Annotated in this window: 21 protein-coding genes and 1 other RNA gene; 9 read left to right on the top strand and 13 right to left on the bottom strand. The window is 71.6% G+C overall.

Annotated features, from left to right (window positions below; translation table 11 throughout):
* Positions 1 to 11: 11 nt before the first annotated feature.
* Genes AB0I59_RS04700 through AB0I59_RS04710 form a run of 3 tightly spaced genes read right to left on the bottom strand, consistent with a single transcriptional unit; the run spans position 12 to position 3,117 of the window.
* Positions 12 to 968, bottom strand: a complete 957-nt coding sequence (locus AB0I59_RS04700) for a GNAT family N-acetyltransferase (RefSeq protein ID WP_358130056.1) — start codon at positions 966 to 968, stop codon at positions 12 to 14.
* Positions 965 to 2,080, bottom strand: a complete 1,116-nt coding sequence (locus tag AB0I59_RS04705) for a M20/M25/M40 family metallo-hydrolase (RefSeq protein WP_358130059.1) — start codon at positions 2,078 to 2,080, stop codon at positions 965 to 967. Before AB0I59_RS04705 ends, AB0I59_RS04700 begins: the two co-directional genes overlap by 4 nt.
* A complete protein-coding gene (locus tag AB0I59_RS04710) occupies positions 2,077 to 3,117 on the bottom strand; it encodes a dipeptidase (protein ID WP_061255293.1) in 1,041 nt (346 codons plus the stop codon). Before AB0I59_RS04710 ends, AB0I59_RS04705 begins: the two co-directional genes overlap by 4 nt.
* 131 nt (positions 3,118 to 3,248) lie before the next feature.
* On the opposite strand from AB0I59_RS04710, the gene AB0I59_RS04715 reads away from it, so the two are divergent.
* The 6 genes from AB0I59_RS04715 to AB0I59_RS04740 all read left to right on the top strand — a co-directional run bounded on the left by AB0I59_RS04715 (position 3,249) and on the right by AB0I59_RS04740 (position 8,608).
* Positions 3,249 to 4,085: a Nif3-like dinuclear metal center hexameric protein gene (locus AB0I59_RS04715; RefSeq protein WP_358130062.1), complete on the top strand. Its 837-nt coding sequence runs from the start codon at positions 3,249 to 3,251 to the stop codon at positions 4,083 to 4,085.
* Positions 4,086 to 4,094: 9 nt separating this feature from the next.
* On the top strand, positions 4,095 to 4,835 hold the full coding sequence (locus AB0I59_RS04720; RefSeq protein ID WP_358130065.1) for a zinc ribbon domain-containing protein: 741 nt from the start codon (positions 4,095 to 4,097) through the stop codon (positions 4,833 to 4,835).
* Positions 4,832 to 6,106, top strand: a complete 1,275-nt coding sequence (locus AB0I59_RS04725) for a bifunctional RNase H/acid phosphatase (RefSeq protein WP_358130068.1) — start codon at positions 4,832 to 4,834, stop codon at positions 6,104 to 6,106. The genes AB0I59_RS04720 and AB0I59_RS04725 overlap by 4 nt, the downstream gene beginning before the upstream one ends.
* 112 nt (positions 6,107 to 6,218) lie before the next feature.
* Positions 6,219 to 6,619, top strand: an RNA gene (gene rnpB, locus AB0I59_RS04730) — RNase P RNA component class A.
* A gap of 173 nt (positions 6,620 to 6,792) precedes the next feature.
* On the top strand, positions 6,793 to 7,125 hold the full coding sequence (locus AB0I59_RS04735; protein WP_358130071.1) for a hypothetical protein: 333 nt from the start codon (positions 6,793 to 6,795) through the stop codon (positions 7,123 to 7,125).
* A gap of 1,021 nt (positions 7,126 to 8,146) precedes the next feature.
* Complete coding sequence (locus AB0I59_RS04740; RefSeq protein WP_358130074.1) at positions 8,147 to 8,608, top strand: GNAT family N-acetyltransferase; 462 nt, start codon at positions 8,147 to 8,149, stop codon at positions 8,606 to 8,608.
* Between the two features lie 243 nt (positions 8,609 to 8,851).
* Here the strand turns inward: AB0I59_RS04740 and AB0I59_RS04745 are convergent, their stop codons facing one another.
* The 6 genes from AB0I59_RS04745 to AB0I59_RS04770 all read right to left on the bottom strand — a co-directional run bounded on the left by AB0I59_RS04745 (position 8,852) and on the right by AB0I59_RS04770 (position 16,007).
* Positions 8,852 to 9,415, bottom strand: a complete 564-nt coding sequence (locus AB0I59_RS04745; RefSeq protein WP_358130077.1) for a hypothetical protein — start codon at positions 9,413 to 9,415, stop codon at positions 8,852 to 8,854.
* A 58-nt stretch (positions 9,416 to 9,473) separates the two neighbouring features.
* On the bottom strand, positions 9,474 to 10,088 hold the full coding sequence (locus AB0I59_RS04750; protein ID WP_358130080.1) for a type II toxin-antitoxin system PemK/MazF family toxin: 615 nt from the start codon (positions 10,086 to 10,088) through the stop codon (positions 9,474 to 9,476).
* Between the two features lie 38 nt (positions 10,089 to 10,126).
* On the bottom strand, positions 10,127 to 11,143 hold the full coding sequence (locus AB0I59_RS04755; RefSeq protein ID WP_358130083.1) for an NAD-dependent epimerase/dehydratase family protein: 1,017 nt from the start codon (positions 11,141 to 11,143) through the stop codon (positions 10,127 to 10,129).
* 138 nt (positions 11,144 to 11,281) lie between these two features.
* Positions 11,282 to 13,564 carry a SulP family inorganic anion transporter gene (locus AB0I59_RS04760; protein WP_061255302.1) on the bottom strand — a complete coding sequence of 761 codons (2,283 nt, stop codon included), beginning with the start codon at positions 13,562 to 13,564 and terminating at the stop codon, positions 11,282 to 11,284.
* Between the two features lie 52 nt (positions 13,565 to 13,616).
* Positions 13,617 to 15,278 carry a hypothetical protein gene (locus AB0I59_RS04765; RefSeq protein WP_358130086.1) on the bottom strand — a complete coding sequence of 554 codons (1,662 nt, stop codon included), beginning with the start codon at positions 15,276 to 15,278 and terminating at the stop codon, positions 13,617 to 13,619.
* Between the two features lie 183 nt (positions 15,279 to 15,461).
* The gene (locus AB0I59_RS04770; RefSeq protein ID WP_061255304.1) at positions 15,462 to 16,007 is read right to left on the bottom strand and encodes a YbhB/YbcL family Raf kinase inhibitor-like protein; all 546 of its coding nucleotides are present in this window, start codon (positions 16,005 to 16,007) and stop codon (positions 15,462 to 15,464) included.
* A gap of 244 nt (positions 16,008 to 16,251) precedes the next feature.
* On the opposite strand from AB0I59_RS04770, the gene AB0I59_RS04775 reads away from it, so the two are divergent.
* Positions 16,252 to 19,485, top strand: a complete 3,234-nt coding sequence (locus AB0I59_RS04775) for an AfsR/SARP family transcriptional regulator (protein ID WP_358130089.1) — start codon at positions 16,252 to 16,254, stop codon at positions 19,483 to 19,485.
* Positions 19,486 to 19,537: 52 nt separating this feature from the next.
* Here the strand turns inward: AB0I59_RS04775 and AB0I59_RS04780 are convergent, their stop codons facing one another.
* The 3 genes from AB0I59_RS04780 to AB0I59_RS04790 form a co-directional block, all read right to left on the bottom strand.
* Positions 19,538 to 20,347, bottom strand: coding sequence for an ABC transporter permease (locus AB0I59_RS04780; RefSeq protein WP_358130092.1), 810 nt, complete (start codon positions 20,345 to 20,347; stop codon positions 19,538 to 19,540).
* Complete coding sequence (locus tag AB0I59_RS04785) at positions 20,344 to 21,342, bottom strand: ATP-binding cassette domain-containing protein (protein WP_358130096.1); 999 nt, start codon at positions 21,340 to 21,342, stop codon at positions 20,344 to 20,346. Before AB0I59_RS04785 ends, AB0I59_RS04780 begins: the two co-directional genes overlap by 4 nt.
* A 623-nt stretch (positions 21,343 to 21,965) precedes the next feature.
* Positions 21,966 to 22,793, bottom strand: coding sequence for a class I SAM-dependent methyltransferase (locus AB0I59_RS04790; protein ID WP_358130099.1), 828 nt, complete (start codon positions 22,791 to 22,793; stop codon positions 21,966 to 21,968).
* Positions 22,794 to 22,866: 73 nt separating this feature from the next.
* Between AB0I59_RS04790 and AB0I59_RS04795 the strand changes: the two genes are divergently transcribed.
* Both AB0I59_RS04795 and AB0I59_RS04800 read left to right on the top strand, forming a co-directional pair.
* Positions 22,867 to 23,469 carry a TetR/AcrR family transcriptional regulator gene (locus tag AB0I59_RS04795; protein ID WP_061255308.1) on the top strand — a complete coding sequence of 201 codons (603 nt, stop codon included), beginning with the start codon at positions 22,867 to 22,869 and terminating at the stop codon, positions 23,467 to 23,469.
* A 30-nt stretch (positions 23,470 to 23,499) separates the two neighbouring features.
* Positions 23,500 to 23,736, top strand: coding sequence for a recombinase family protein (locus AB0I59_RS04800; protein WP_358130102.1), 237 nt, complete (start codon positions 23,500 to 23,502; stop codon positions 23,734 to 23,736).
* A 24-nt stretch (positions 23,737 to 23,760) separates the two neighbouring features.
* Here the strand turns inward: AB0I59_RS04800 and sepH are convergent, their stop codons facing one another.
* Positions 23,761 to 25,788: a septation protein SepH gene (gene sepH / locus AB0I59_RS04805; protein ID WP_358130105.1), complete on the bottom strand. Its 2,028-nt coding sequence runs from the start codon at positions 25,786 to 25,788 to the stop codon at positions 23,761 to 23,763.
* Between the last annotated feature and the right edge of the window lie 223 nt (positions 25,789 to 26,011).

The raw sequence follows: 26,011 nt of genomic DNA on the forward strand, positions 1-26,011 counted from the left end.
CTCCGACCTGTTCACGCCCCGATCACGCCGGCGCTCCCGGGTGCCACCCCCGGTGCCCTACCCGGCGCGGTCAGGACCACGTAGTGACCGCCGGCGAACCCGGCCACCCGCGCGCCGCCGTCCATGAGGCCGCCGAGGACCTCCCGTACGGCGTGCCGCCAGGCCTTGGCGGCACCGGGATCGGCGTGACGAAGCGTCTCGACGTCCTCGGGGACGGCGACGAGGATCACCCGGCCGTCCACCGCGCGGGCGATCGGTCGTCCGCCCTCGTCGGAGATTCCCCTGACCGCGTCACCGGGAACCTCCGGAAGGTAAGGGGCGAACCCGCATGCCCGGACGACGTGGGGAGCGTCCAGCCGCCAGACCGCGAGCACACGGTCGGACTCGTCGTCGGCGTTGACGGCGTCGGCCATCGGCCCGTAGAACTCGGGCAGGTACTCCTCCGGCAGGGCGCCCAGCTTGGCCAGGTTGAAGTGGGCGTTGCGCCGTACGAGCGGGTCGAAGGTCCAGGTGATCCGGCGCAGGCCCCGGCGCAGGGCCCAGGCCCGCTGGTGGAGCTTGAGCGCGAAGCCCGCGCCGCGCCTGACGGCGCCCGTGACGTGCGAGTGCAGGGCCTTGCCCGCGGGGGCGGCGAAGAACCCGACGGAGGCCCCGACGAGGGTGTCCCCGTCGAACGCCCCCGCCACGTAGTTCCCCGCGTGCGACAGCGCGCGCATGAGCTCCACGGTGATGGGCGGATTGTGGGGTTCAGGGTGCCAGATCTCATCGAACACCCGGACCACCCGCTCGAAGTCCGGAATGTCGTGCAGTTCGCGGATCCGCACGCCGCTTCTCGCCGCGGCCTCGGCCGCCGCCGTGTCCGCTGCCGTGTCCGTGGTTTCCGCCGCTGTGTCCCCCGCCGTGTCCACCGCTGTACCCGTGGTTTCCGCCGCAGGGGCGGGCGCGCCGTGGTCGCCGCCGCCGGTCACGGCGCGGTTTCCGCGAGCACCGAGCCGACGAGCGCCGCGACCAGCCGGGCGCGGACCGGCATCTCACCCGTGATCACGTGCTCGTCCGCGGCGTGCGCCCCACCGCCCACCGCGCCCAGGCCGTCCAGGGTGGGGCAGCCCGCACCGGCGGTGAAGTTGCCGTCGGACGCGCCCCCGACCGCCACGCCCTCGAGCGGTCCCATGCCGAGATCCTCCGCCGTCCGTACGGCACGGGCGAACAGGGCGGCCGACGACGCGGGATCGAGGGGAGGCCGGTTCGGGCCGCCCAGGAGCTCCAGCCGCGTGCCCGGGAGCCGGGGGGTGAGCGCGCGCATGAGCTCGTCCACCCGGCTCTGCGACGCGAGGTCGGGCACACGGACGTCGATGGCCACCCGGCCCGTCGCGGGGACGGTGTTCGTGCTGGTCCCCGACGAGAGCAGGGTGGGCGTGACCGAGACCATGCCCGCGTCGGACGAGGAGTCCACCTGATGCGCGATCTCCGTGATCGCCAGGATCTGGTGCGCCAGCTCGACTCCCGCGTTGGCGCCGAGCTCGGGTTCGAGACCCGCGTGCGCGGCCTTGCCGTACACGAGGAGCTCGTAGCGGGAGACGCCCTTGCGGGCGATCTTGAGCGCGCCCCGGCCGGCGCTCGCCTCGAGGACGAACGCGGCCGAGCAGCCCGCCGCGACGGACTCGATGAGCGGCCGGGACGTCGGCGAGCCCAGCTCCTCGTCGCCCACGACCAGCACGCAGACCCCGTCGAGAGAGGGCAGCGAGGCGAGCGCGTGGAACAGCTGCACGAGCCCCGCCTTCATGTCGAAGACCCCCGGCCCGCGGGCCACGCCGTCGATCACGGACCAGGGGTGCGCGAGCAGCGAGCCGATCGGCCACACGGTGTCGTGGTGGCCGAGCAGCAGCACCCGCGGCGTGCCGAACGACCACCGCAGGTGGGTGACGCCGTCGATCACGATCGTCTCGGGCTCCGCGCCGAGCAGGCGCAGTCCCTGCGCGGCCACCGCCTTCGCGCTGCGTTCCACGGCCGCGTGGTCGGTGGAGTACGACTCGCACTGGACGAGCTCCTCCAGATCGGCCAGCATCGCGTCGAGATTCACCGGGGGCGCCCCAGCTCCGCCCGGAACAGGCGCGCCACGTTGTCACCGAGGATCTTGAGGGTCTCCTCCTCCGAGAAGCCGCGCTTGAGCAGCCCCTCGGTGACCAGGGGCATGCCCCTGGGGCCGTCGAGGCCCGGGATGGCCGCGTCCGTGTCGAGCCCGCTGAAGCTGACGTCCTCGCAGCACGGCGGGGTGAGGTCGGCGTACACCTCCCGGATGAAGTCCGGGCCGAGACCCACGTGGTCGATGCCCGCGACGCCCGCGATGTGCTCGATGTGATCCACCAGATGGTCCACGGTCGCGGCGCGCGCGTCCTCGGTGAGGAAGGCGGCGAGGAAGTTCACGCAGATCACGCCGCCGGTCGCGGCGACGCCGCGAAGCTGCGCGTCGGTGAGGTTGCGATGGTGGTCGCGCAGCGCGCGGGCGGAGGAGTGCGTGGCCATGACCGGACGGGTGGCGATCTCCAGGACGTGCTCCACGCCGGTCGCCCCGAGGTGCGACACGTCGAAGATCATGCCCAGCCGTTCCATCTCCTTGAGCGCCTCGACGCCCGCGGCCGTCAGCCGGGAGCCGGTGGCGTCCTCGCCGCTGCCGTCGGCGAGGGGCGTGCGCCCCCAGTGGGCGATCGAGGCGACCCGCACGCCGAGCCGGTGCACGGTCGGGATGAGTTCGACGCTGTCGTCGATGCCCGGCATGCTCTCCATGGCCAGGACCAGGGCGATCCGGCCGAGCGCGAGCGCCTCGTCGATCTGGTCGCCGTCGAGGCAGAGCCGTACGGACTCGGGGTTGCCCTCGGCCAGCACGTGCGCGCACTCGATCATCCGCAGCGTCTGGCGGAGGGATCCCTCGGGGCGGAACTCGCTGTCGATGAACACCGGGAGGACCTGGACGTCCACCCCGCCCTCGACGAGCTGCGGCAGCCACTGGCGCCGGAAGAACGAGGCCCACTGGTGCGGCGGGCGGGCCGAGACGGCCATGAGAAGGTCGTTGTGCGTGTCGGCGACGACCGCGTCCCTGTGGAGATCCAGAGAGGGCATGCTGGAGTCCCTTCTATACGGTGTTTGTCCGGGACGTTACACTCACCGCTCTCCCGATCGGCCGAGCCTGGATCCTCACGGTAGGCGACCGTGGTGATCTCGGAAAGCCCCGGCGGCGGTAGTCTGCGCGTGTGCTTGCGGACGTCGTTGCCCAGATGGAGACACTGTACGACCCCGCCTGGGCGGAGTCCTGGGACGCGGTCGGGCTGGTGTGCGGTGATCCCGCGCAGGACGTGAGAAGGATCCTCTTCGCCGTCGACCCGGTCGCGGTCGTCGTGGACGAGGCGCTCGAATACGGCGCGGATCTGATCGTCACGCACCACCCTCTCTATCTGCGGGGCACGACCAGCGTCGCGGCCACCACCTTCAAGGGCCGTGTGATCCACCGGTTGATCAGGAACGACGTCGCCCTCTACACCGCGCACACCAACGCCGACGTGGCCGACCCCGGCGTCTCCGACGCGCTGGCCCGCGCCGTCGGCCTGTCCGGCGAACTGCGCCCCTTGCGACCCGCCGTGGACGACCCGCGCCGCGGCCTCGGCCGGATCGGGACGCTGCCGTCCCCGATGACCCTGCGCGCCTTCGCCGAGCGCGCCGCCTCCGGCCTGCCCGGCACGGCCGGCCCGCTGCGCGTGGCCGGCGACCCCGACCGCCCCGTCGTCACCGTCGCGGTCAGCGGGGGAGCGGGCGACTCCCTCCTCGGTACGGCACGCGCCTCGGGAGCCGACGTGTTCCTGACCGCCGACCTCCGCCACCACCCGGCGAGCGAGTTCATGGAGGCCGAGGGAGGCCCCGCGCTGATCGACGCCTCGCACTGGGCGACCGAGTGGCCCTGGCTGGCCGACGCCGCCGAGCGTCTGACGTCCGCGCTGGCCGCGAAGGGCATTAATGTTGAGGCGCGCGTCTCCCGCATCGTCACCGACGCGTGGACGTCGACGACACCGTATTCGCCCCCGCGAGCACCTTGAGGATCTGGGATGAAGGCCGCACCCGAAGCACAGAAGCGTCTGCTCGATCTGGCGGAGCTCGACGCGGGTCTCGACCGGCTGCGGCACCGCCGCCGCACCCTGCCCGAGCTCGCCGAGATCGACGACCTGTCGAAGAACCTCGCCCGGGCCGCCACGGAGGCGATCGCCGCCGAGACCGAGGCCGGTGACCTGGCCAGGGAGCAGACCAAGGCCGAGGCGGACGTGGACGCCGTCCGCCTCAGGGCCGACCGCGACCAGAAGCGGCTCGACTCGGGTCAGGTGACCTCCCCGAAGGACCTGGCGAGCCTCCAGTCCGAGATCGCCTCCCTGCAGCGCCGCCAGGGTGACCTCGAAGAGGTCGTGCTGGAGATCATGGAGCGCCGCGAGGCGGCCGACGCGCGGGTCGAGACCGTCAAGGGACGGCGCGACGAGGTGGCGGCGACGCTGGCGGTCGCCGAGGGCCGGCGCGACGCGGCCTTCGCGGAGATCGACAAGGAGGCGGCCGAGCTCCAGGGCCGGCGCCCCGCGATCACCGCCGACATCCCCGACGACCTGCTGGCGCTGTACGGCAAGCTGCGTGAGCAGTCGGGGGTCGGCGCCGCGATGCTGCACGGCGGGCGCTGTCTCGGCTGCCGGACCAGCCTGTCCATCGCCGACCTCAACCGCATCCGCGCGGCCGCGCACGACGAGGTGGTCCGCTGCGAGGAGTGCCGCCGGATCCTGGTCCGCACCGCGGAGTCCGGCCTGTGAGGTTCCTCGTCGAGGCCGACGGCGGCTCCCGGGGCAATCCCGGTCCCGCGGGATACGGGGCCGTGGTGAAGGACGCCGACGGCCGTGTGCTCGCCGAGTCCGCCGAGGCGATCGGCACCGCGACCAACAACGTCGCCGAATACCGCGGCCTGATCGCGGGCCTTGAGTCCCTGCTGGCGCTCGGCGGCGAGGGGGCCTCCGCCGAGGTGCGGATGGACTCCAAGCTCGTCATCGAGCAGATGGCCGGCCGCTGGAAGATCAAGAACGAGGGCCTTCGGCCGCTCGCGCTCGAGGCGGGCGCGCTCGCGCGGCGGCTGCGGGTCACCTGGAAGTGGATTCCGCGCGAGCAGAACAGCCACGCCGACCGCCTCGCCAACGAGGCGATGGACGCCGCCGCCAAGGGCCTGAAGTGGGAGTCCACGGGCGTCGCCGCCTCCGTGACCGCGCCCATCACCCCTTCCGCGCCGGTCACTCCGTCCGCCCCCGCCACCCTGTTCGAGGCGGTCACCCCCTCCGAGCTGGTCACCCCCTCTGGGACCGTCACCCCTTCCGGGGGCGTGGCGCCAGAGCGGGCCGAGAGCAGGGGCGAGGACAGGACCGAGGGCAAGGCCGGAACGAGGGCCGAGGGCAACGGCTGGATGCCCCGGCCCACCCGTGTCGCCACGTCGTTCCTGCTGCTCCGGCACGGGGAGACGCCGCTTTCTGTGGAGAAGCGCTTCTCCGGCCTGGGTGATCCCTCCCTCACGCCCAAGGGGCGCGTCCAGGCCGAGGCCGCCGCGCTCCGGCTCTCGCGCGAGCCGTACGCCATCGACGTGATCGTGAGTTCCCCGCTGACGCGGGCCAGGCAGACGGCAGAGGCGGTCGCCGCGCGTACCGGCGTTCCGGTGCGGATCGAGCAGGACCTCAGGGAGGCCGACTTCGGCGCCTGGGAGGGTCACACGTTCGCCGAGATCCAGCGGAGTTGGCCGGCGGAGTTGGCGGCGTGGATCGGCGACCCCTCCGTCGCCCCGCCCGGAGGAGAGAGCTTCGCCGCCGCGGGACAGCGGGTCGAGCGGGCCAGGGACCGGATCATCGCCGAGCACGAGGGCAGGACCGTGCTCGTTGTCTCGCACGTGACCCCGATCAAGCTGCTGGTCCGTTTCGCGCTCATGGCGCCTCCGGAGGCGCTCTACCGGATGCATCTCGATGTGGCGTGCCTCTCGGTGATCGACTACTACGCCGACGGCCCCGCGGTCGTGCGGGCGCTCAACGACACCGCTCACCTGGGCTGACCCGGGCCCGGCGGCGGCTCGCGCCGTACGATGCCGGTGATATCCGGTTCCGGACGCTTGCCGCCGGGTTGGACAGCGCTTGGGAGGCCGTTAGGCTGGGACGCACGGCGGACGAGCCGGCCGGGCGGCCGCGTCGGGGTCTCGTGTTCGGCACGGCCCCGCCGAGGAAGGTCCGGGCTCCACAGGGCGAGGTGGTCGGTAACGCCGACCCGGGGCGACCCGCGGGACAGTGCCACAGAAAACAGACCGCCCCCTTCGCGGGGGTAAGGGTGAAACGGTGGTGTAAGAGACCACCAGCGCCCACGGTGACGTGGGCGGCTCGGTAAACCCCACCTGGAGCAAGGTCAAGAAGGGACGCTCCGCGAGGAGCGTCCCGCGCGCGACGTTCGAGGGCTGCCCGCCCGAGCCGCGCGGGTAGACCGCTTGAGACCGCCGGCAACGGCGGTCCTAGATGGATGGCCGCCGGCCGGCGAAAGCCGGCCACAGAACCCGGCCTACAGGCCGACTCGTCCGCCGCCGCCGCCTCTCCGACCTCGGGCCGAACCGCCCCCCTGGGTGACTGGTGTTTTCGTGAGCTCTCGCGGTGCTCTGTCTCGTTGTGCCAGGGTGATCGTTGTTGTTACCGGGCATGGGGATGGGAAATCCGTTCGGCGATCCGTGGGCTGCTGCGTGCGGCGGACCGGCCGTTGCGTGAACGGCTGCGGGAGGTGCTTTCCAGCGGGGACGCCTACACCGATAGCGCCAAGCCGGTCATCGACTGGACGCATGCGGCCGCGCGTGAGGCGTTGATCGACTCGCGTGCGAGGGATGGGTTCGCGTTGCTGGCCGTGCTGGACGGGCGAGCCCTTACCGGCCAGGTCGCTCATGCGGCGCAGTCGCCGGCCACCGTCTTGGGCCAGGATCCGGAGGATCGAGCGGTGGTGGTACGCGCTCCCGGTCGCCAGCGGGTCCGCGCTACTCACCGGCATCGCCGCGATCATCTCGTGAACCGCTTCAAGTGGCGCGCCCGTGTCATGTGATCGAGATAGTCGGCGAGACCCTGCGCGGTGCCCGCCTCCTCCGCGGTGAGGCGGTCCACCGGTGGCGGCATCATCGACGTCGGCGAATCCTGACAGCAGGCGGCCGTCCGAGGACTACGCGAGGAGGCCGGTGTTCTCGTCGGCGCCGGTGACGTGCGGCTCTTCGACGTGCTCAGCGCTCCTGACGATACGCTGCCGGTCTTCGCTCCGGGGCCGCGTACCGGATCGGCCGACCTTCCGCCGGTTGCCTCCGCGGCCGAGACTTCGCAATGGCTGCTGATCGACGGGCCGCGGGAACTCGCCTTCCCCTGCACGCTCACGTCGTGGCGGAGTTCTTCCGTTCGAGATGACGAACACAGCACCAGGAGTTCGCGGTCGGTGTCGTGATCGGGCATCCTTCAGGATCGCCCGTCACCGTGAGGCTTCGTCCTTGACGACAGGGCGCGGCCGGCACGCGCGGCGCCCTGTCGCCGCCCACGTGATCCGCGTGCGCTCCGGCCGGAGCGCACGCGGATCAGGCTCGGGCTATGCGTGGAAGACGCCGCCTCCACCCACCTCTTCGGTGCTTTGGCAGCTCACGGTGGACGGCTCGCGGTTGATCGCCCGCCAGGGGCCCCACCTGATCGTGTAATTGCTCGTACCGATCTTGTAGCATCGGGCCCACACCTGATATTCGTAACCGCTAGGGCCCTGGCTGCACTTCGCCCACCAGCCATTGCCATAAGGGGCGCTGCTGCAGTTCCAGGACGCCGCGTGCGCGGCCGTCGTCGGAACAATCACCGCTCCGGCCATCAGCCCACCGATCACAGCCGCCTTGAGCGCTCTTCTTACTCCGACCTTCATTGGCCTCCTTCTTGATCGCAGGATGCGGCAACCATTCCAGGAGGTCGTATACCGGCGGTATATCCCCTGTTCGGGCAAGTGGGACGGCCGTTCTAGCGGTTGTCGCACCTCGACATGAGCGACGCGCAGCTTGAGTGCCTGTTGACTCAACGGCGCCTGACTTGCTCCCTTGGGTGTCGTGGAAATCGTTGATATGACCGACGAGTACGCGGCCGACATCGTCACATGGCGTTATCCCGCGCCTTATGACTGCTACGACCTCGTTGACACGGATCCGGAGTTCTTCACAGATCCCCGAAACGGATATGTCGCCCTCGTGGATAAGGGGGAACTCATCGGCTATCGCGTGTTCGGCCGTGACGGCCGCGTACCAGGCGGCGAGTACGACGAATCAGCGCTTGACACGGGTGGAGGTCTACGTCCCGAATTGACGGGCCGTGGTCTCGGTAGGCAGGCAATCGCCGCCGGCCTGGAGTACGGCGCCGCACGTTTCCGGCCAATGGCCTTTCGGGTGACCGTCGCCGGCTTAAACATCCGTGCCCAGCAGGTCGTTCAGGGACTCGGCTTCGTACCCACCAGAACCTTCAACGCCACAACGGACGGCTGCGGATTCGTCATCATGACTCGCCGGCAGCCTTGAATCCGCTGCGTGACCAACCGCGTGACAACGCCGACGAACGACGCTGGACACTCGTGGACAACCATGGACCACGGCCGCAGGCAGAGATCTTGTACGAGCGGTTCGCCTCCCCACACGGCCGAGAACCGAGCGCCGACGCCGTAAAGGGCGGGGCGTGGGCGTGCGCGTGAAGGTGCGGAGCCGGGTCCTGGTAGGCGTGCGACCGGATCGATCTCCGCGGACGGAAGCCATGAGGCCGGCCGGTCAGCTGCATGTGGGGACCGGGTTCGGGGTCGGCCCGCCCCCGAAAGGTGCGCCCCACGCCTTGTTGAGCACGGAGGGCACGGGGGGCATGCACACCCGTGCGTCATAGTCGCCTCGGTATTGCCAAGGCCCGTTGCCTTCCAGCTCCCAGAAATACAGCCGGTCGATGGACGCGACGACGTAGTAGGCATCGGCGTCGGGGGTCGTGCCGTAGATCTCGCCGTAGTAGATGGTGCCGCTGTCGGTCACGTCCACGGCTCTCTTCGCGGGACCCGAGGGATCGACGGCGGCCCGTGCCGCGGCACTGAGCAGGTCACGGGTCTCCTGATCGATCCTGAGCGGCAACGCGGTTCCCGCGGGGAGGCGTTGCTCCGGTGGCACGTCCTCGTCCTCCTCCGGCTCCTCATCAGCCACCTGAGAGGCCGACGGCGAGGGTGCCGCCGCGGAGCCGAGGTCGGTCTGGTCCTGAGCGGGGAGCAGCGACGTCAGCGTGAGCACGAAGGCGGCGCCGATGGCGACGACGAAGCCGATGATCGCCAGTAAGACTGCCGGGGAGCGGCGCATGGGAGATCCTTACCATGATCTTCAGATCGCCGAAAGCCTGCCGGTCATGCGAACCCGGCTAGCGAGGGATTCCGTGGAGGGAGCAGACGTGCCGCCAGATCTTGGGATCCAGCTCTCCGGCGCGGTCCTGGAAGGCGGCGGTGGTGACCCGGATCGGATCGCTCAGATCGAGGAAGCTGTTGTGGTCGGCGTCGTGGTCCCACGTACGCGTGGGGATTTCGATGTGGTCGTCGCGATGGCGCTGATCCTGGCTGGTGATCTTCAGCACCTCGGCGCCACCCCGGTGCGTTCTCAACACCACGCAGGGCCGGACCTTGGAACCGGGCCCGTCCTCGAACGGCACGTCCGCCCACCAGATCTCCCCGGGGCGCTGCGCCGTACTCGTATCCGACGGCTGAGGGCGTCCACGAGACGGCTCGCCCCGCCGCCGACCGGATGGGGCGGGGGCACCTGTTCCGCGGCCTGTGGGGCGCCCCTGCGGTCGTCTGGACGGCGCCCCGGCTCCCCGCCCGCGCGGCGAGCCACCAGGCGAGCCGCCTCGCGCGCTGCCGCGCGAGGCGGTCGAGGGCCGGTCCGGCTTCCGGCCCCGCCACTTCGCCGTGGCGGTGAAGGCCACGGCGAGTACGGCGGCCGACACGATGATCAGGGTGACAAACAGTGACAGATCCCGCATGGCCGCAAGCCTAGAGCCACGTGTAAACGGAACGGAGATCAGGAACGGGCGTCCCACGCGGCGAGGACGCGTGCCTCCTTCTCGGGGTCGATGCCGTGGCTCAGCATGGAGGACCCGAAGCTGCGCTGGTCCTCAGGAATGTCCTTCAGCCATGCCCACGTGTCCCGGACCGTCTCGCTGACGGGGCGGCAGGTGAGACCGGCGGCGAGCGCCTTGGCCGACGACGGCAGCCAGACGCCCGCCATCTCGGGGCTGTCCGGGGCCCACAGCGGCATCTCGGTCCACATCTGGACGTCGTGTTCGAGGAGGACGGAGTCGTCGACCCAGACCAGTTCGGCGTCGGAGCCGGTGACCTCGACGCAGTCCCGCAGCCAGTCGCCGTACGTCGTGTTGCCCGGCACCCCCGACGTGAGGAACCGGCCCGTGGTGCCCTTGGCCGCCCGGTCCACGGTGAAGGCCGCGATGTCCCGGGCGTCGATGAGCTGCATGGCCCGCGAGGGGTCGCCGGGCGCGAGCACCCTGCCCCCGCGGGCGATCCGGGTGAGCCACCACGGCAGCCGCCCGACGTTCTCGTACGGCCCGAGGATGAGGCCCGGGTCGATGATCAGGGTCTGCCCGTCGAAGTGCTCCTCGACCGCCCGCTCGCAGCCGGCCTTGAGTACGCCGTAGTCGCCGTACTCGCTGTCCGCGTCCGGCGGGCACTCGTGCCGGGGGGAGTCCTCGTTCAGCTCCATCTCGGCGGGGAAACCGGGGAACGCGGAGATGCTGGAGATGAACGTGTAGTGCCCGGCGTGCCCGGACAGCCTCCGTACCGAGTCGAGGACGACCCGCGGGACGAAGCCGCACACGTCGATCACGAGGTCCCAGGTGCGGCCCTCGACGAGACGGTCCAGGTCGGCGGACACACCGCGGTCGCCGTGCACCGCCTCGACCCCGGGCGCGTCCGGCCCGCTCTTGCCGCGGTTGAACGTCGTGACCTCGTGACCCTGGCGGAGCGCCTCCGCCACGATCGCCCGGCCGAGGAACACCGAACCACCGATAACCAAGATTTTCATACCGTCATCCTTAGCCCGATGGCGGCGCGTGTCTCCGGCGTTTCACGATGAGCGGACGACGTGTGCTCAGGTGAACGGGAGTGCCGCCTCGCGGCAGGTGGGAGACCACGAAGCGGCCGCACCCGGCGTACCCCCGCTTCATCCGGTGCCCGCCGCGGCCCGCAGCTCGGGCACGGGCGTGAAGCGCTCCTGGTGCAGCACGTGGACGCTCGCCGAGCCGATGTCGAAGTACAGGCCGGAAAGCTCCAGCTTCCCCGACCGGACCAGGGCGTCCACACGGGGATGAGAACGCAGGTTGTCCAGCTGCTGGATCACGTTCACCCGGCAGAGCCGGTCCAGCGGGCCCGCGTCGTCCCCCGCGCTCTCCGACGCCACGAAACGGGCGAGGGTGTGCCGTCCGTGGCGGAGCCAGCCGCGCAGGGAGGGGAAGTCCGTCCCGAACACCGCCTCCCACTCGGCCGGTGCGGGCGGGACCTCGCCCAGCAGGGCCGCCATCGCGCCGCAACCGGAGTGCCCGCACACCGTGATCGTCCGCACCGCCAGGACCCCCACGGCGTACTCGACCGCGGCCATGACGGAGTCGTCGTGCGGCGCCATGCGATGGCGGGGGACCAGGTTGCCGATGTTGCGGACCGTGAACAGGTCGCCTGGCCCGCTCGCGGTGATGATGTTCGGCACGATCCGCGAGTCGGCGCACGTGATGAACAGATGCGAGGGCGCCTGCCCGCGCGCCAACCGGGTCAGCAGCGGCCGCACCAACGGGGCCGTCCGCCGCTGGAACTCCCGGGTCCCCTTCAGCAGATCCGGTACGGCTTCCGCGTCGGCGACCGCCGCGGCGGGAACCGCGTCCGGGCCGACCTCACCGGAAGGGGGGCCGGAACGCCGATACGCCCAGGGCAGCCACCACCGGTCGTGCCGGAACGGGCTCTTGGCCGGGAACATCCGGGTGCCGCTCACGGCGGCCGAGTACCACTCGTCGTGCAGCTCGTCGATGTCGATCGTGCCGCCGGTGCGTTCGTGTTCCAGCCGCCAGGCGTGCAGCGCCTCGAAGGCGGCGTTGTCCATGAAGTCGACGTGCAGGTCGAGCTCCACCGCCGAGCCGGCGGGGATGGCCCGCAGCGAGTCGGTCAGCCGGGGCACGCCGAGAAAGGTGAGCGAGCCGGTGACGACGACGCGCCAGCAGCCGGCGTCGGGCCGTACCTGCACCGAGAGCCAGGTGAGGCGGCGGAGCGCGAGCAGCGCGGCCAGGCCGAGCCCGATCAGGACGCCCTCGGCGAGCCCGATCAGCACCACGCCCGCCATGGTGACGAAGTAGACCGGCATCTCGCCGTGCCCGCGCAGGTTGCGCACATGGGCGACGTTCACCATCTGGACGCCGATGAAGAGCAGCAGGGCGGCGAGCGCCTCCATCGGGATCAGCATGATCGCCCAGCCGAAGGCCAGGGTGAAGAGCAGGACCCACACGCCGTGCAGCACCGTCGACCACCGGCTGCGGGCCCCCGCCCGCACGTTGGTGGTGGTCCGCACGACCACTCCGGCCACGGGCAGCCCGCCGAGCGCTCCCGAGATCACGTTGGCCGCCCCCTGCGCGGTCAGCTCCCGGTCGAGGTCGGCGCGCGGGCCGCTGTGCATCCGGTCGGACGCGACGCAGGTGAGCAGGGACTCGACCCCGGCGAGGAGGGAGACCAGCAGCACGGCCGAGACGATGGCGTGCCAGTCGCCCGCCGGCAGCACCGGACCCTGAAGCGACGAGAACCCGCCGGTCAGGTCCACCCTGGTGATGTCCCAGCCCAGCACGCTCGCCGGGAGCGCCCCGATCAGGAGGGCGGCGAGCGGTGCGGGAACCGCGCGCAGACGGGGGAGCCGGTTCCACACGAGCATGACCGCGATGGTGATGACGCCCACCATGACGGCGTGGCCATGGTTGTTCATGATCTGTGAGGGCAGCTCCAGCAGGTTCTCCACGGCGGACTTCTGCGGCTGGCCGCCGAGAACGATGTGGAGCTGCGACAACGCGATCACGACGCCCACCCCGGCGAGCATCCCGTGGACGACGGCGGGGGAGACGGCCAGGGCCGCCCGCGCCACCCGGAAGACCCCCAGCAGGAGCTGCACCAGCCCCGCCATCAGCGTGATCATGCAGGTGGCGCGCCAGCCGTACGTGTGGACGAGGTCGGCGACCACCAGGGACAGCCCGGCGGCCGGACCGCTGACCTGAACCACGGACCCGCCCAGGGCGCCCGCGACCACGCCGCCGACGACCGCCGCGACCAGTCCCGCGGCGATCGGCGCACCGGACGCGACGGCTATCCCGAGGGAGAGGGGCACCGCGACGAGGAAAACCACCAGCGAAGCGGGAAAGTCGTGCCGGAGAACCGACCGCCAATCACGCTTTGTATTCGTATAGCCACTCTCCGTCATGACGCGACCCTATGGCAGGGATCACGCGCAGGTCAGGCAAGTGGGAGGAAAGTCAGCGGTAATAGTCGGGATAGTCGCTCTCGGGGGTGCGGTGGCTGCCCCGGCGTCCGCTCGGCTCCGGAGTGGCGCCGCCGTACAGCTCGTCGTAGGAGGGCCAGCTGCCGCCGGGGTTCTGCTCCGGCCACGCGGACGGCTCGGGCGTGCTCGGGTATCCCTGCTGCCGATCCTGCCCGTAGTAGTCGGGCTCGTACGGCGCTGCCGAGGAGGCGTCAGAGGTGGGAGAGACCGCCCTGGAGGGGCTGGTGGGAAGTCCGGAGGCCGGGGTGGGCCCGGTCACCGTGTCGGAGTCGTCGATCGTCGCCCAGCCGGCGCTCACCTCGTAGGACGACGAGGTGGGGGTGGGCGGATAGGTCTGGTCCGAGGAGTACCCGCCGTAGGAGGGGGTCTGGTAGCCGTGCGGCGGCTCGGGGTCGTCGAGCACGTCGCGCGCGCCCGGCCAGACCGGTGTGGCCGCCGGAGGTGGCGTGTGGGACGCCTGCCCCCAGACGGGCTCGTCCACGGGCGGAGTCGATGAGGGAGTCGAGGGGAGGGGAGCCGGGCTCGCCGGAGGCACCGCGTAGGAGGGGCCGGTGTCGGAGGTGAACCGCCCCGTCGGCCCGTAGGGGTCGGCCGGAGGCACGTCGTAGGAGGCGGGCCGCTCGAACATCCCCGTGGAGGGGACGGCGGTCTCGAACGAGCCGGTGGAGCGGGCGGAGGTCGGGGCGGGGCCGGTGTCGCGGATGGCCTCGAACATCCCGGTGGACGGGATCGCGTCCTCGAACGAGCCGGTGGCGGAGGCGGTGGACGGGGCGGGGCCGGTGTCGCGGATGGCCTCGAACATCCCGGTGGACGGGATCACGCTCTCGAACGGGCCGGTGGGCGGTGTCGCGCCGCGTACGGCCTCGAAGGAGCCGCTGCCGCGGGAGGTGTCCAGCGGATCGCCCGCAAGCGGGGCGGGGAAGGGACCGCTCGGCTGGGAGGCCGCGAACGGGCCGGTGGGCATCGGGGCGCCGCGGTCGAGCAGCGGGTCGGGCCGCGAGGCGGGCGCCGGGGTGCCCAGAGCGCTCAGCGCGTCGGAGGCCGGGGCGGAGAAGGTCATGGTCTTCTGCTCGGCGAGTGCCGAGGCGGGGGTGGCGCGCCGGGGTTCGACCAGATCGGCCAGGCCGGACGCGCCGGAATGCTGCGGCAAGGAGCCCTGGAGCGTGACGGCGTCGGGATCGGGTGAGGCGGCGCCGGTGCGGGGCGTACCCGCCTGCCCTCCGGCCGCGCCGTCGTAACCGCCGTCGTCGGCGCGGACGCGGGTCCAGTAGTCGTCGTCGTAATCGTCCTGCTCGCCCCACTCGTCCACCCCGCGGCGGCCGCGGGCGGCGGCGGGCTGCTTGCCGCCGCGCTGCGCGGGGCGCGAGGCCTGCCGGCCGCCGGGACGGGGCGCCGGACGGGGGCCGGCCGGGCGCTTGGCCGGGGGCTCCTCGAAGGCGTCGAAGCCCTTGGGGAAACTCTCGAAGAACGTGTCCTCAGCCGGCCGCCGGGGTTTAGGACCCTTGTTCTCGGCCATCGCCTTGATCCGCTCGGGAGAGAGCGCGCTCTCCCTGCGGTTCATCGACCGCATGCCCATGGCCACGACCACCAGCACCAAGAGCACGACGGCGACGAGGCCAAAAATGACCGCGATCATAGCACCACCCTCAAGGCCATGGCCTTCCAGCGGCGCCGGTGAGGTCGCGCGGCCATCGACGCGACCTGCCCCCTTTGTTCACCTGCGCTCAGCAATTGGATCCGATTCTGCTCGACCACGATGACCGTTGTCACACCCTTGGTGAAGATTGGTGAGGCACTGCTACCTGAGGTGTTCACCATGTCACTCGATGTTCGCCGCAGTGAGACGCCCGCGGGCGATGGTGTGATCGGCGATGTGCTGCAAGGTATCCGCGAGGGCGGAGCCCTGCTGGAGATCGAGCTTCGCGTCGAGGGCGTACACCGTGAAACGGTAGTTTCCCTCGGTGGCGCACGGCGGCACGTACCCGACCTTCCCCGTCGTCGTCTGGCCCTGCCGGGCACCTCGGGGGACGCCGTTCTCGCCCAGTTCAGTGGTGTTGGGATCGATGTTGAAGACCACCCAGTGCACCTCCGCTTCGCTTCGAGGGCTGTTGTCGTCGACCACAAGGGCCACCGACTTGGCACCCGACGTACCCGACCAGCGGAGGGGCGGGTTGCCCATCCCTCCATTGCAGGAGTAGCCGTGCGGCAAGGGAGCGCCGTCGCGGAACCGCGGGCTCGACACACTGATCACGTCGAGGTTCCTGGGCGAGCCGCCGCCCAGGATCCCGCAGCCCGTCGCGGTGAGCGCCACCGCCGCTATGGCGGCGGCACGCCGCGCGCGTCCTGACTTGTTCGGCGACCCCATGCCCGATGATGCTACGCGGATCTGGACGGTGCGCTGACCGGATCGCGCCGATCCGTTCCTCCGGCCGCCACCGCGAGCGGTCCCGTGGCGATGCGATACCCGTGCTCACCCGTGGTGCCGGAGTGACATGACCGCCGTGCTCACCGGCGGTGCCGGAGTGACGGGACGGGCATGTTCGCGCCCGGTCCCGGATCGCTTCCGGCCGGATGACTCGCCGGCCCCTCCGGGCACCGATAATCGAGGCATGGAGGGGACGGAACGGGACACGCGTCTGAAATTCGCCGTCCTCGGTCCTCTCGAGGTCCGCCAGGACGGGCGGCTGATCGAGATCGGCGGACAGCGGCTCCGCGCCCTCCTGACGACGCTGCTCCTCGACGCGGGCAGTGCCGTTCCCGTCGACGCCCTCGTCGCGGGAGTGTGGGAGGACAACCCGCCGAGCGGCGTCGGCAACGCGCTCCAGGCCCTGATCTCCCGGCTCCGCGCGGTGATCGACCGCGATCTGGTGGTCGCCCACCCCTCCGGATACCGCCTGGCCGTCTCGCCAGAGCTGGTGGACGTCCACCTGTTCACCCGGCTCTGCCGGGACGGCGGCCGCGAGCTGGCCGCGCGCGACGCCGCCGGTGCCGCGCGCACCCTGCGGGACGCCCTGGCCCTCTGGCGCGGGCCCGCGCTCCCCGACCTGCCCGACGGGGCGCCCGAGATCGCCCGGCTCGACGACCTGCGGATCGCCGCGACCGAGGACCGGATCGACGCCGACCTGCTGCTCGGACGGCACGCGGAGGTGCTGCCCGAGCTCCGCTCCCTGATCACGGCCCACCCGCTGCGCGAGCGGTTGCGCGGCCAGTTCATGCGGGCCCTCTACGCGTCCGGCCGGCACGTGGAGGCGCTCGCCGCCTACGAGGAGGCCCGGTCCTCCTTCGCCGACCTGCTCGGCGCCGACCCGTCGCCCCAGCTCGCCGAGCTGCACCTCGCCGTGCTCCGCCGCGACCTGCTCTCCCCGCATGGCGACCTGCTCTCCCCGCATGGCGACCCGCCGAGTGACGATCCGCCGCATCACGACCCGCCGCATCACGACGCCACGCGGCCCGCGCCCGCCGCGCGCAAGGGCAACCTGCGGGCCAGGCTGACGAGCTTCGTCGGGCGCGAGCCGGACGTCGAGCGCGCGGGGGAACTGCTGGACGGGCACCGGCTGGTCACCCTCCTCGGGCCGGGCGGGGCGGGCAAGACGAGGCTGGCGGTCGAGACCGCCGAGGCCCTCTCCGCCCGCATGCCGGACGGCGCGTGGCTGGTCGAGCTCGCCTCGCTGCGCGATCCCGAGGAGATCGCGCAGACGGTGCTCGCCTCGCTCGGCCTCAGGGACGCGTCCCTGATGACCAGGCATCCGGGTGCGCCGCACGCCGAGACCGACCCCATGGGTCGGCTGGCCGGCCTTCTCGCGGGCCGGCGCATGCTGATCGTGCTCGACAACTGCGAGCACCTGATCGAGCCCGCCGCGGTGCTGGTGGACCGGCTGCTGGCCGACTGCCCGGACGTCCGTGTCCTCGCCACCAGCCGCGAGCCGCTGGGGATCACCGGTGAGATGTTGTGGCCGGTCCGGCCGCTCGACCTCGATCACGCCGTCCGGCTGTTCGCCGACCGGGCCGTCGCCGCCCGGTCCGGCTACACGGTGGACGGCGAGCGCCCCGCCGTCGAACGCATCTGCCGCGAGCTCGACGGCATGCCCCTGGCGATCGAGCTGGCCGCCGCCCGGCTGCGCACCCTCTCGGCCGCGCAGATCGCCGACCGGCTCGACGACCGTTTCCGCCTGCTCACCAGCGGGAGCCGTACGGCGCTGCCGAGGCACCAGACGCTCCGCGCCGTGGTCGAGTGGAGCTGGGAGCTGCTGGACGAGGACGAGCGGCGTCTCGCCGCGCGGCTGTCGGTCTTCGCGGGCGGGGCGACGCTGGAGAGCGCAGAACGGGTCTGCGCCGGTCCCGGCATGTCCGGCTGGGCCGTCGACCTGCTCGGACATCTGGTGGACAAGTCCCTCCTCGTCTACGACGGCGGGCGTTACACGATGCTGGAGACGATCAGGGCCTACGCCGCCGAGCGGCTCGCCGAGTCCGGCGAGGAGCACCGCGTACAGCTGGCGCACGCCGGCTATTTCACCGAGTTGGCGGAGACCGCCGACTCGCGGTTGCGCGGGCGGGACCAGGTCGAGTGGCTGGCGCGGCTGACGGCAGAGCAGGACAACCTGTCGGCCGCGCTGCGCCGGGCGGTCGACGGCGGCGCCGCGGAGCTGGCGGTCCGACTGGTCGGCGCCCTCGGCTGGTACTGGTGGCTGGCCGGCCGCCGCGGGGAGGGCGCGGCACGTGCCGCCGAAGTGCTCCGGATCGTCCCCGAGGACATGGACCCGGCCAAGCGGGCCCTGGTGCTGGCGGTCTACGGCGTGACCGTCCTGGGCGGATCCGCCGACTGGGAGAGGGCGAGGGAGGCACTCGAAGGCGTCTCCCTACTGACCGGGCTCCTCGAACCAGGCTCGCTGCATCCGATCGTCGCGCTCGCCCGGCCGGTGCTGAACCTCTTCCTGCGCCAGGACGACCCCATCGACGCGCTCCTGGAGGAGTTGTTCGCCGACCGGGATCCGTGGCTGGTCGCCTCCGCCCACCTTTTCCGCGGTCACCTGCACTTCAACAGCGGCAGGGTCGAGGAGGGAGAGGCCGACGTGCGAGCCGCGCTGGACGGCTTCCGCATGACCGGAGACCGCTGGGGCATCGCGAACTCGCTGTCCGCGCTTGCGGAGGTCAGCGCCATGCGCGGGAACAACGCCGAGGCGATCCCGGTCATGCGCGAGGCCATCGCGTTCGTCGATGAGATCGGCGCCTCCGACGACACCCCGTACATGCGGGGCCGGCTGGCGCTCACCCTCAACGCGGCGGGTGACCGCGCGGGGGCGACCGCGGTGCTCGCCGAGGCGGCCCGCATCTGCGCGAACGGTGACGACCCGGTCGGCGCGGCGGGCGTGTGCGTCATCAAGGGAGAGTTCGCCCGCGAGGACGGTGACATCGACCTCGCCCGCATGCACTACGCGCAGGCCGTGGGGATGCTCGACGGACCCGAGGTGCACCCGCCGCAGTTCCTCGCGACCCTGCGGGCGTCCCTCGGGCTGCTCGCCGAGCAGGAGGGCGACGCGGTCCGGTCCCGGCGGATGCACGCGGAGGCGCTGGAGGCCGCCCTCACGTCGCAGGACGGGCCGATCATCGGATATATCCTGATCGCCCGGGCCGGTCTGGCGCTGCTGGACGACGAGCCGGAACTGGCCGCCCGCCTTCTCGGCGCCGCCGCCGCGATTCGCGGCATAGAGGAGGTCACCGCCTACGACCACGCGCGCATCACCGCGAACGCGCAGGCCGCGCTCGGACCCGAGGAGTTCTCGCGGTCGTACGAGCGCGGCCGGGGGATGCCGTTCGACGAGGTGGTCGCCGCCGCCTCGGCGTGAGGGGCCCGGCGGGCCGGAGCACAGGCGGGCTCGGGTGTGGTTCAGGCGCGGCTCAGATGCGGTTGCGGAAGGCACGGACGGACAACGGGGCGAACACCATCGCAAGACCGGCCGCCCAGAGCACGGAGATGGTCGCGCTGGAGGCGACCGGACCACCGCTGAGGAGGCCCCGGACCGCGTCGGCCAGGTGGGTGACGGGGTTGATCTCCACCCACTTCTGCAGCCAGCCCGGCATGGTGTCGGTCGGCACGAAGGCGTTGCTGGTGAAGGTGATCGGCATCATCAGGGAGAACGCCACGATCTGCACCTTCTCCTGGTTCTCCGCGGTCAGCCCGATGAGCACCGCCGCCCAGGACAGCGCCAGAGCGAACGTGAGCAGCAGCGCGAGGGCGCCCACGACCCCCAGCACGCCGGTCTGGACCCGGAACCCCAGGACCATGCCGAGGCCGAGGAACAGCGCGAACGCCCACACCTGCTTGAGCGTGTCCGCGAGAATGCGCCCGGTCAGCGGCGCGGAGCGGGCGATCGGCAGGCTGCGCAGCCGGTCGAACACGCCCTTGGTGATGTCCGTGTTCAGCCCGATCGCCGTCGTCAAGCTGGCGAACAGCATGTTCTGCGCGATCAGGCCCGGCAGTGAGAACTGCAGGTAGTCACCCGTGGAGCCGGAGATCGCCCCGCCGAACACGTACGTGAACAGCAGCAGGAACATGATCGGTTGGACGCTCAGGTCGAGGAGCTCCATCGGGTTGTGCTTGATCTGCACCAGGCTCCGCCACGCGAGCGTGGCGGTGTGGCGGACGGTCGCCGCGAGCCCCGGCCTCGGGGAGACGGTGACCGGGGCGGTCTGCGTGAAGGTCGTCATATCGCGACCTCCTCCTTCCGCGCGGTGCTGTCCCGCGTGTCGTCGTGGGAGTCGGCGTCGCCGTCGTCGGCGCGGTGGCCGGTCAGGGCCAGGAAGACCTCGTCGAGGCTGGACTTGCGCAGCGACAGCTCCGCCGCGACCACCCCGAGGTCGTCCAGGCGGCGCACGATGGCGGGAACCAGCGCGGGGTCGCGGACGCTGCCGGTGACCAGGCCGCCCGCGATCTCCGGCGCCGAGCCGAGAACGTCGCCCACCACACCCACGACCACGTCCAGATGGGATGCCCGCAGCGGCCGCACCTCCAGCACCTGGGCGCCCGTGGTGGCCTTGAGCTCGTCGGACGTGCCCCGCGCGATCACCTTGCCGTGGTCGAACACCACGATGTCGTCGGCGAGCTGGTCGGCCTCCTCCAGATATTGCGTGGTGAGCAGCACCGTCACGCCGTCGTCCCGCAGTCCGCGGACGACCGCCCACAGGTCCGCGCGGCTGCGTGGGTCGAGGCCGGTCGTCGGCTCGTCCAGGAACAGCAGCTGGGGGTGGCCCACCAGGCTCGCGGCGAGGTCCAGCCTGCGGCGCATGCCGCCCGAGAACGTCTTCGCGGCCCGGCCGCCGGCCTCGGTCAGGTCGAACCGGTCGAGCAGCTCGGCGGCGCGCCGCTTGGCCTCGGCCCGCGGCATGTCGAGCAGGCGGCCGATCATCACGAGGTTCTCCACGCCGGTCAGCGCCTCGTCGACCGCGGCGTACTGCCCGGTCAGGCCGATCAGCGACCGCACCTGGTGGGCCTGCTTGACGACGTCGAACCCGGCCACCCGGGCGTGGCCCGCGTCGGGCTTGAGCAATGTGGCGAGGACGCGCACCGCGGTGGTCTTCCCCGCGCCGTTCGGCCCGAGGACGCCGAGCAGCCGGCCTCGTGGCACCTCCAGATCCACCCCGTCGAGCGCCTTGGTCTCGCCATAGCGCTTGGCCAGACCCTCGGCCTGAATCGCGTATGTCATGATCTCTTCTCTCTTCGGTGTCGGATCCACTCTGGAGGACGGCACTGACATTTCGCTGATCCTCTCCGGCCGGCGCTGACATATCGCTGACGGCGCGCTGAGAGGCGCGGCCGGACACCGCGTGACCTCGGGGAACATCCGATTGGAAGCACGTTGGCCACCCATTCGGTGAAAATCACAGCGATTTATCACGTATCGGGCACCTAGGGAGGGAAGCGCCGCGGAACCGACGGTCGGATCCTGTTTCCATCCGTTTCCCATGCGAGGCGGGATGATTATGGAGAGCCGCGACTGGCCCGCTGCGCGGGCCACCCTTCTCGGCGGTTTCCGGCTTACTCGCCGGAGACGATCAGGTGCCTGTCACCGGGGGTCTGAGCGTCTTCTGTCGTTCATCGCCCTCTGCGGCCGGTCCGTCTCCCGGGCGCTGATGGCGGGCATCCTGTGGCCCGACGCCCCGGACCACAGGGCGTACGCGAGCCGGCGGTCGGCGCCGGCGATCCGCCCGGCCGATGACTCCCGGTCGAGCCGGCCGCCCACGCGGCCGGCCGCACTCCGCCAACTGCCCGGCAGAGCGTCGAACGGCCGCGCGGATTCCCAGGCGGGCGGCGACTTGGGGGAGGGACTCAGGAGGTGCCGGCGCGTACGGCGGTCGTGGCCAGGGTGGTGTAGCTCATCGTGAAGCGTCCACCGAGGGAGTCGATGGCGCCCCCGACCGCGTCCAGTATCTCGGCCAGCTGATCGGGACGGAGTTGGGTGAGACCGCCGGTGGTGGATAGCAGGGCCAGCCATTGGTCACGCGTGTAGGACTGCTCCCAGTCGAATCGCCACTGTTCGGGATCGTTGAACTGTTTGGTCTCGCGGATCTTGTCGGCGAACTTCGCGTATGCCGCCTGGTAGAAGGCGAGCGGACGTCGGGCCGGTTGGCCGTTGAGCGGAGACTCGGGCGCCGCCCGCCGGTAGGCGGCGGCGAACGGTTCGGCTACCTCGGCAGGCGGCTCGTACACGTGCCCGAAGATCGCCAGCCGTCCTCCTGGACGCAGCACACGTGCCGCCTTGGCGGCGCCGGTGACCGGATCCACCCAGTGCCACGACTGGGCGGCGACGACCGCGTCGAACGTCCGGCCGACGGGCTGCCAGGCTTCGAAGGCCGTTACCTCGACCTGCAGGCCCTGGGCTCGCGCGAAGTCGGCCATCCGCGCATCGGGCTCGACGCCGAGCACGGTGCAGCCGGCGGCCTGGAACTGGCGGGCCGCGATGCCGGTACCGCAGCCGACGTCGAGCACGTCAGGCCCGGGGCTCCCGGCGACGATCCGCGTCACCAACGCATCGGGGTAGCCGGGGCGGGCTCGGTCGTAGCGTTGCGCGTCCACGCCGAACGACTCGGCCATCCGCCGGGCCTTGTGCGGATCCGTTGGGGGCGGTTCTGGTTGCTCCCGAGGTAGGATGGGCATGTGCCCACCTTAGTGGGCGAATGCCCACTAGCCAACGGATGTCAGCTGGTTGACGCACGAGAGGATCTTTTAAGTGCCGACGGGGGTACACCTTCGCGACGCCCGGCAGCAGCTGTTCGACGCTGCGGAACGCGTGCTTCTGCGGGACGGGCCGAACGGGCTGACCAGCCGTGCCGTCACCGACGAGGCGGGCTGCGCCAAAGGTGTCCTGCACCGGCACTTCACCGACTTCGACGCCTTCCTCGCCGACCTCGTGCTCGACCGGGCCGCGCGGCTCGAGACGCAGGCGAGTGCGCTGCGCGAGTCCGCCGGTACCGGCACGGTGGCCGACAACCTCACCAGCGCGCTGACCACCCTGTTCGGACCGGTTCCGGTGGCGATCATCCCGCTCATCACCTTCCGGGACGAGTTGCGCGCACGGCTGCGGCAAGCCAGGCCCGGAGGTGGCATCGCGATCCTCGCCCAGGCCACGACCGCGATCTCGGCCTACCTGGCCGATGAGCGTGAACTGGGCCGCATCGCGGCAGGCGCCGACATCGACTCGCTCACCCTCTCCCTGGTCGGTGGCGGTCATCTCCTGTTCGCGGACCGCGACCCCGGCCCGCCGGCCACGGCAGTCGTCAACAAGTTCGTGACAGGGGTCATCGCCGACGCCGTGCGACGACGACCGGATTAGGGACCCCCGAGTGTCGGCATGGGGTCCACGATGATGGATGCGCTGCGGCCAGGTGACGTGGTGGTGTTCACCAAGCCGGACCGGCTCGGCAGGTCGGTGAAGACGCTGAAGGAGATCGCCGACCGCATCCTGTGGGCCGGGGCCGGGCTACGGGCGCTGGACCAGAACATCGCCACCACCACCGCCGAGGTCACCCCGGCGTGGATCGCGCCCTTCATGGCCGTCGCTCCCGATCGGGGGGAGGGCTCGGGCCGGATCGACGGCTGAGCCGCCACGGGTCGAGTCGGCGGGTCACTCCTGCTTGCGGGCGCCGAACATGATCTCGTCCCATGTCGGCACGGAGGCGCGGCGGCCACGCGACTTGCGGGGACGCGCCGGGGTGGGCTTGGGAGCGGGCGGAGCCGGTGGCTCGGGCTTCGTCTCCTTCGCCGCCGCGGCCTCTTTGCCGGTGCCCTTGGCGCCCGGCGCTGGTGCGGCCGGCGCAGCTGCCGGGACTGGTGGTGGTGCGGCGCGCTCTTCGCTGATCCTCGCCGCGGGTACGGCGACCGGCTCCTTGGCCTGCTCAGGCTCGGGTTCCGTGGGCGCGGGAACGGCGGGCTCATCGGTGGCCGCGGGAGCGGCGGCCTCGCCCTGAGCCGCGACCGCGACCGCGACCGCGGGCTCGGGCTCGGGCTGGGGTGAGACGGGCTCGTCGGGACGGGCCTCGGCCGCCGGGGGAGTCGTCCCGGTGTCGTGCCCGACCTCCGGCGAAGCGTCCGGCTCGGCCTGTGTGGTGACGGCCTGTGCGCTGACGACCTGTGCCTCGGGCGGTGTCACGACATCCGGCACGACATCCGGCACGACATTCGGCACCACATCCGGTACCGGATCCGGCGCGGCATGGGCGTCGGGCGTGGCGGACGCAGCGTCCGGCGTGGCGGCGGGTGTGCTCTCGGGCGCTGTGCCGGTGTCTCCGGACGCCGTGAGGGCGGCCTTCTCCTCCGTCGCGATGTCCGCGACAGCGGGTGTGACGAGCTGCCGCGGCACGGCGCCGGGGATGTCCGGGGTGCCGGTCTCGTCCTTGACGGGAGGCCGTGCGTCATCGGCCGTCGCCTGTGGCGTGGTCTCCACCTGCCGCGACCGATGCTCGGTGGTGGCGGGCGCCTCCACCCTGGGCGCGTCGACCGACGGGGGAGCGACCCGCGTCTGATCGGCCGAAGCCGCGCTCTCCGAAACGACGGAGAGCCGTTCCTCGGCGCGCGGTGTCTCCTCGGCGCGCGGTGTCGCCCCGATCGTGGGCTCGTGCGCCGTACCGGCCGGGGACGCGGGGGAGGTCCGCGGTACGGCTTCCGCCGGGTCGGGGACGAAGGCGCCGGGCCGCTCCACGCCGGGTCCGGTCATGTGAACCGGGGCCGGTGCCTGGGGAGCGGGCCGGGCCGTGATCTGCTCCTGGACCTGCTCCTGAACAGGCTCGCGCAGGTGGAACGCCGTCTCCCGGCCCGGATCCGGGCGGAACGCGGTCGTGCCCGCGACGATCGGCGGCTCGGGCAGGTAGGCCGTCTCGGCCCTCTGCGCGGCGGGCTCGTCGTACACCGGCTCGTCCCGCCGCATGGGCTCGTGCCGTACGGGCGGATAGTCGGGCTCGGCGCGACCGGCCCGGATCGAGAGCGAGCCGTCGGGAAGCGGCGGCACGGGTGCGAGCTTCGACGCGAGGCGGGGCAGGAACGGCCGCACGGTCGTGTCCTCGCGCGGGACGGGCTCGACGTACTCGGCCGCCGACAGGCGCATCGCCTCGTCGTCGTTGGGCGTGATGTGGCGGCGGCGCGGGTCGAACAGCCACTCCGCGTGCCGCGTGTGACCGTTCCAGACGAAGCCGAGCTTCACCCGCCAGAGGTTGTCGTCGCGCTTGCAGGAGTCCCAGTCGATCTCGTCGGCGGGTACGCCGCGCCGGGTCAGCCGCTCCGCGACCAGGTCGCCGAGCGTGGGCCCGGGCGTGTTCTCGCCCGGAAGGCGTACGGCGACGCGCTGCGCCTGCTGGGCCATGTACTCGCGCTCCTGGAGCACGGGCCCCTCGAACCAGCGGACACGTTCCACCGGGATGCCGGCGGTGGCCGCGATCTCCTCCGCCGACTCGCCGGCGCGGATGCGAGCCTGGATCTCCTTGGGACGCAACGGACTCTCCACTTCGATCTCGTACTGGCCGAGACGGGAGAAGTTGCCGCGGACGGCAGCGCGGAGCCGGTCGTCGACGGGAAGCGTGAACCGCGTACCGCGCCCGGCCGTCGCCAGAACGAGGTAGGTGCCGTCCTCACTTACCGCGACGAGACGGAGCTCCTGCATGCGAGTCCCTTCGTCGTCGTGCTCAATCTTCCCCCGGACCCTTGAGTCTCTCGCGTGAGCCGGTTGCCTTCCAGCACCGTACCCGGCATGTCCGAACATCGCCTTCCCAAGGGGCGTGGCGGGCGACGTGACGCCAGTCACATTTGTCGCATTCACCTTTCTACAGGGCGGCGGTGCCCGCAAGCGGTTCTCGGCCCTCGAAGGTTTCCGGCGAGTCGCGGTG

This window comes from Microtetraspora glauca (genome assembly GCF_040656155.1).
GTDB lineage: Bacteria > Actinomycetota > Actinomycetes > Streptosporangiales > Streptosporangiaceae > Microtetraspora > Microtetraspora glauca.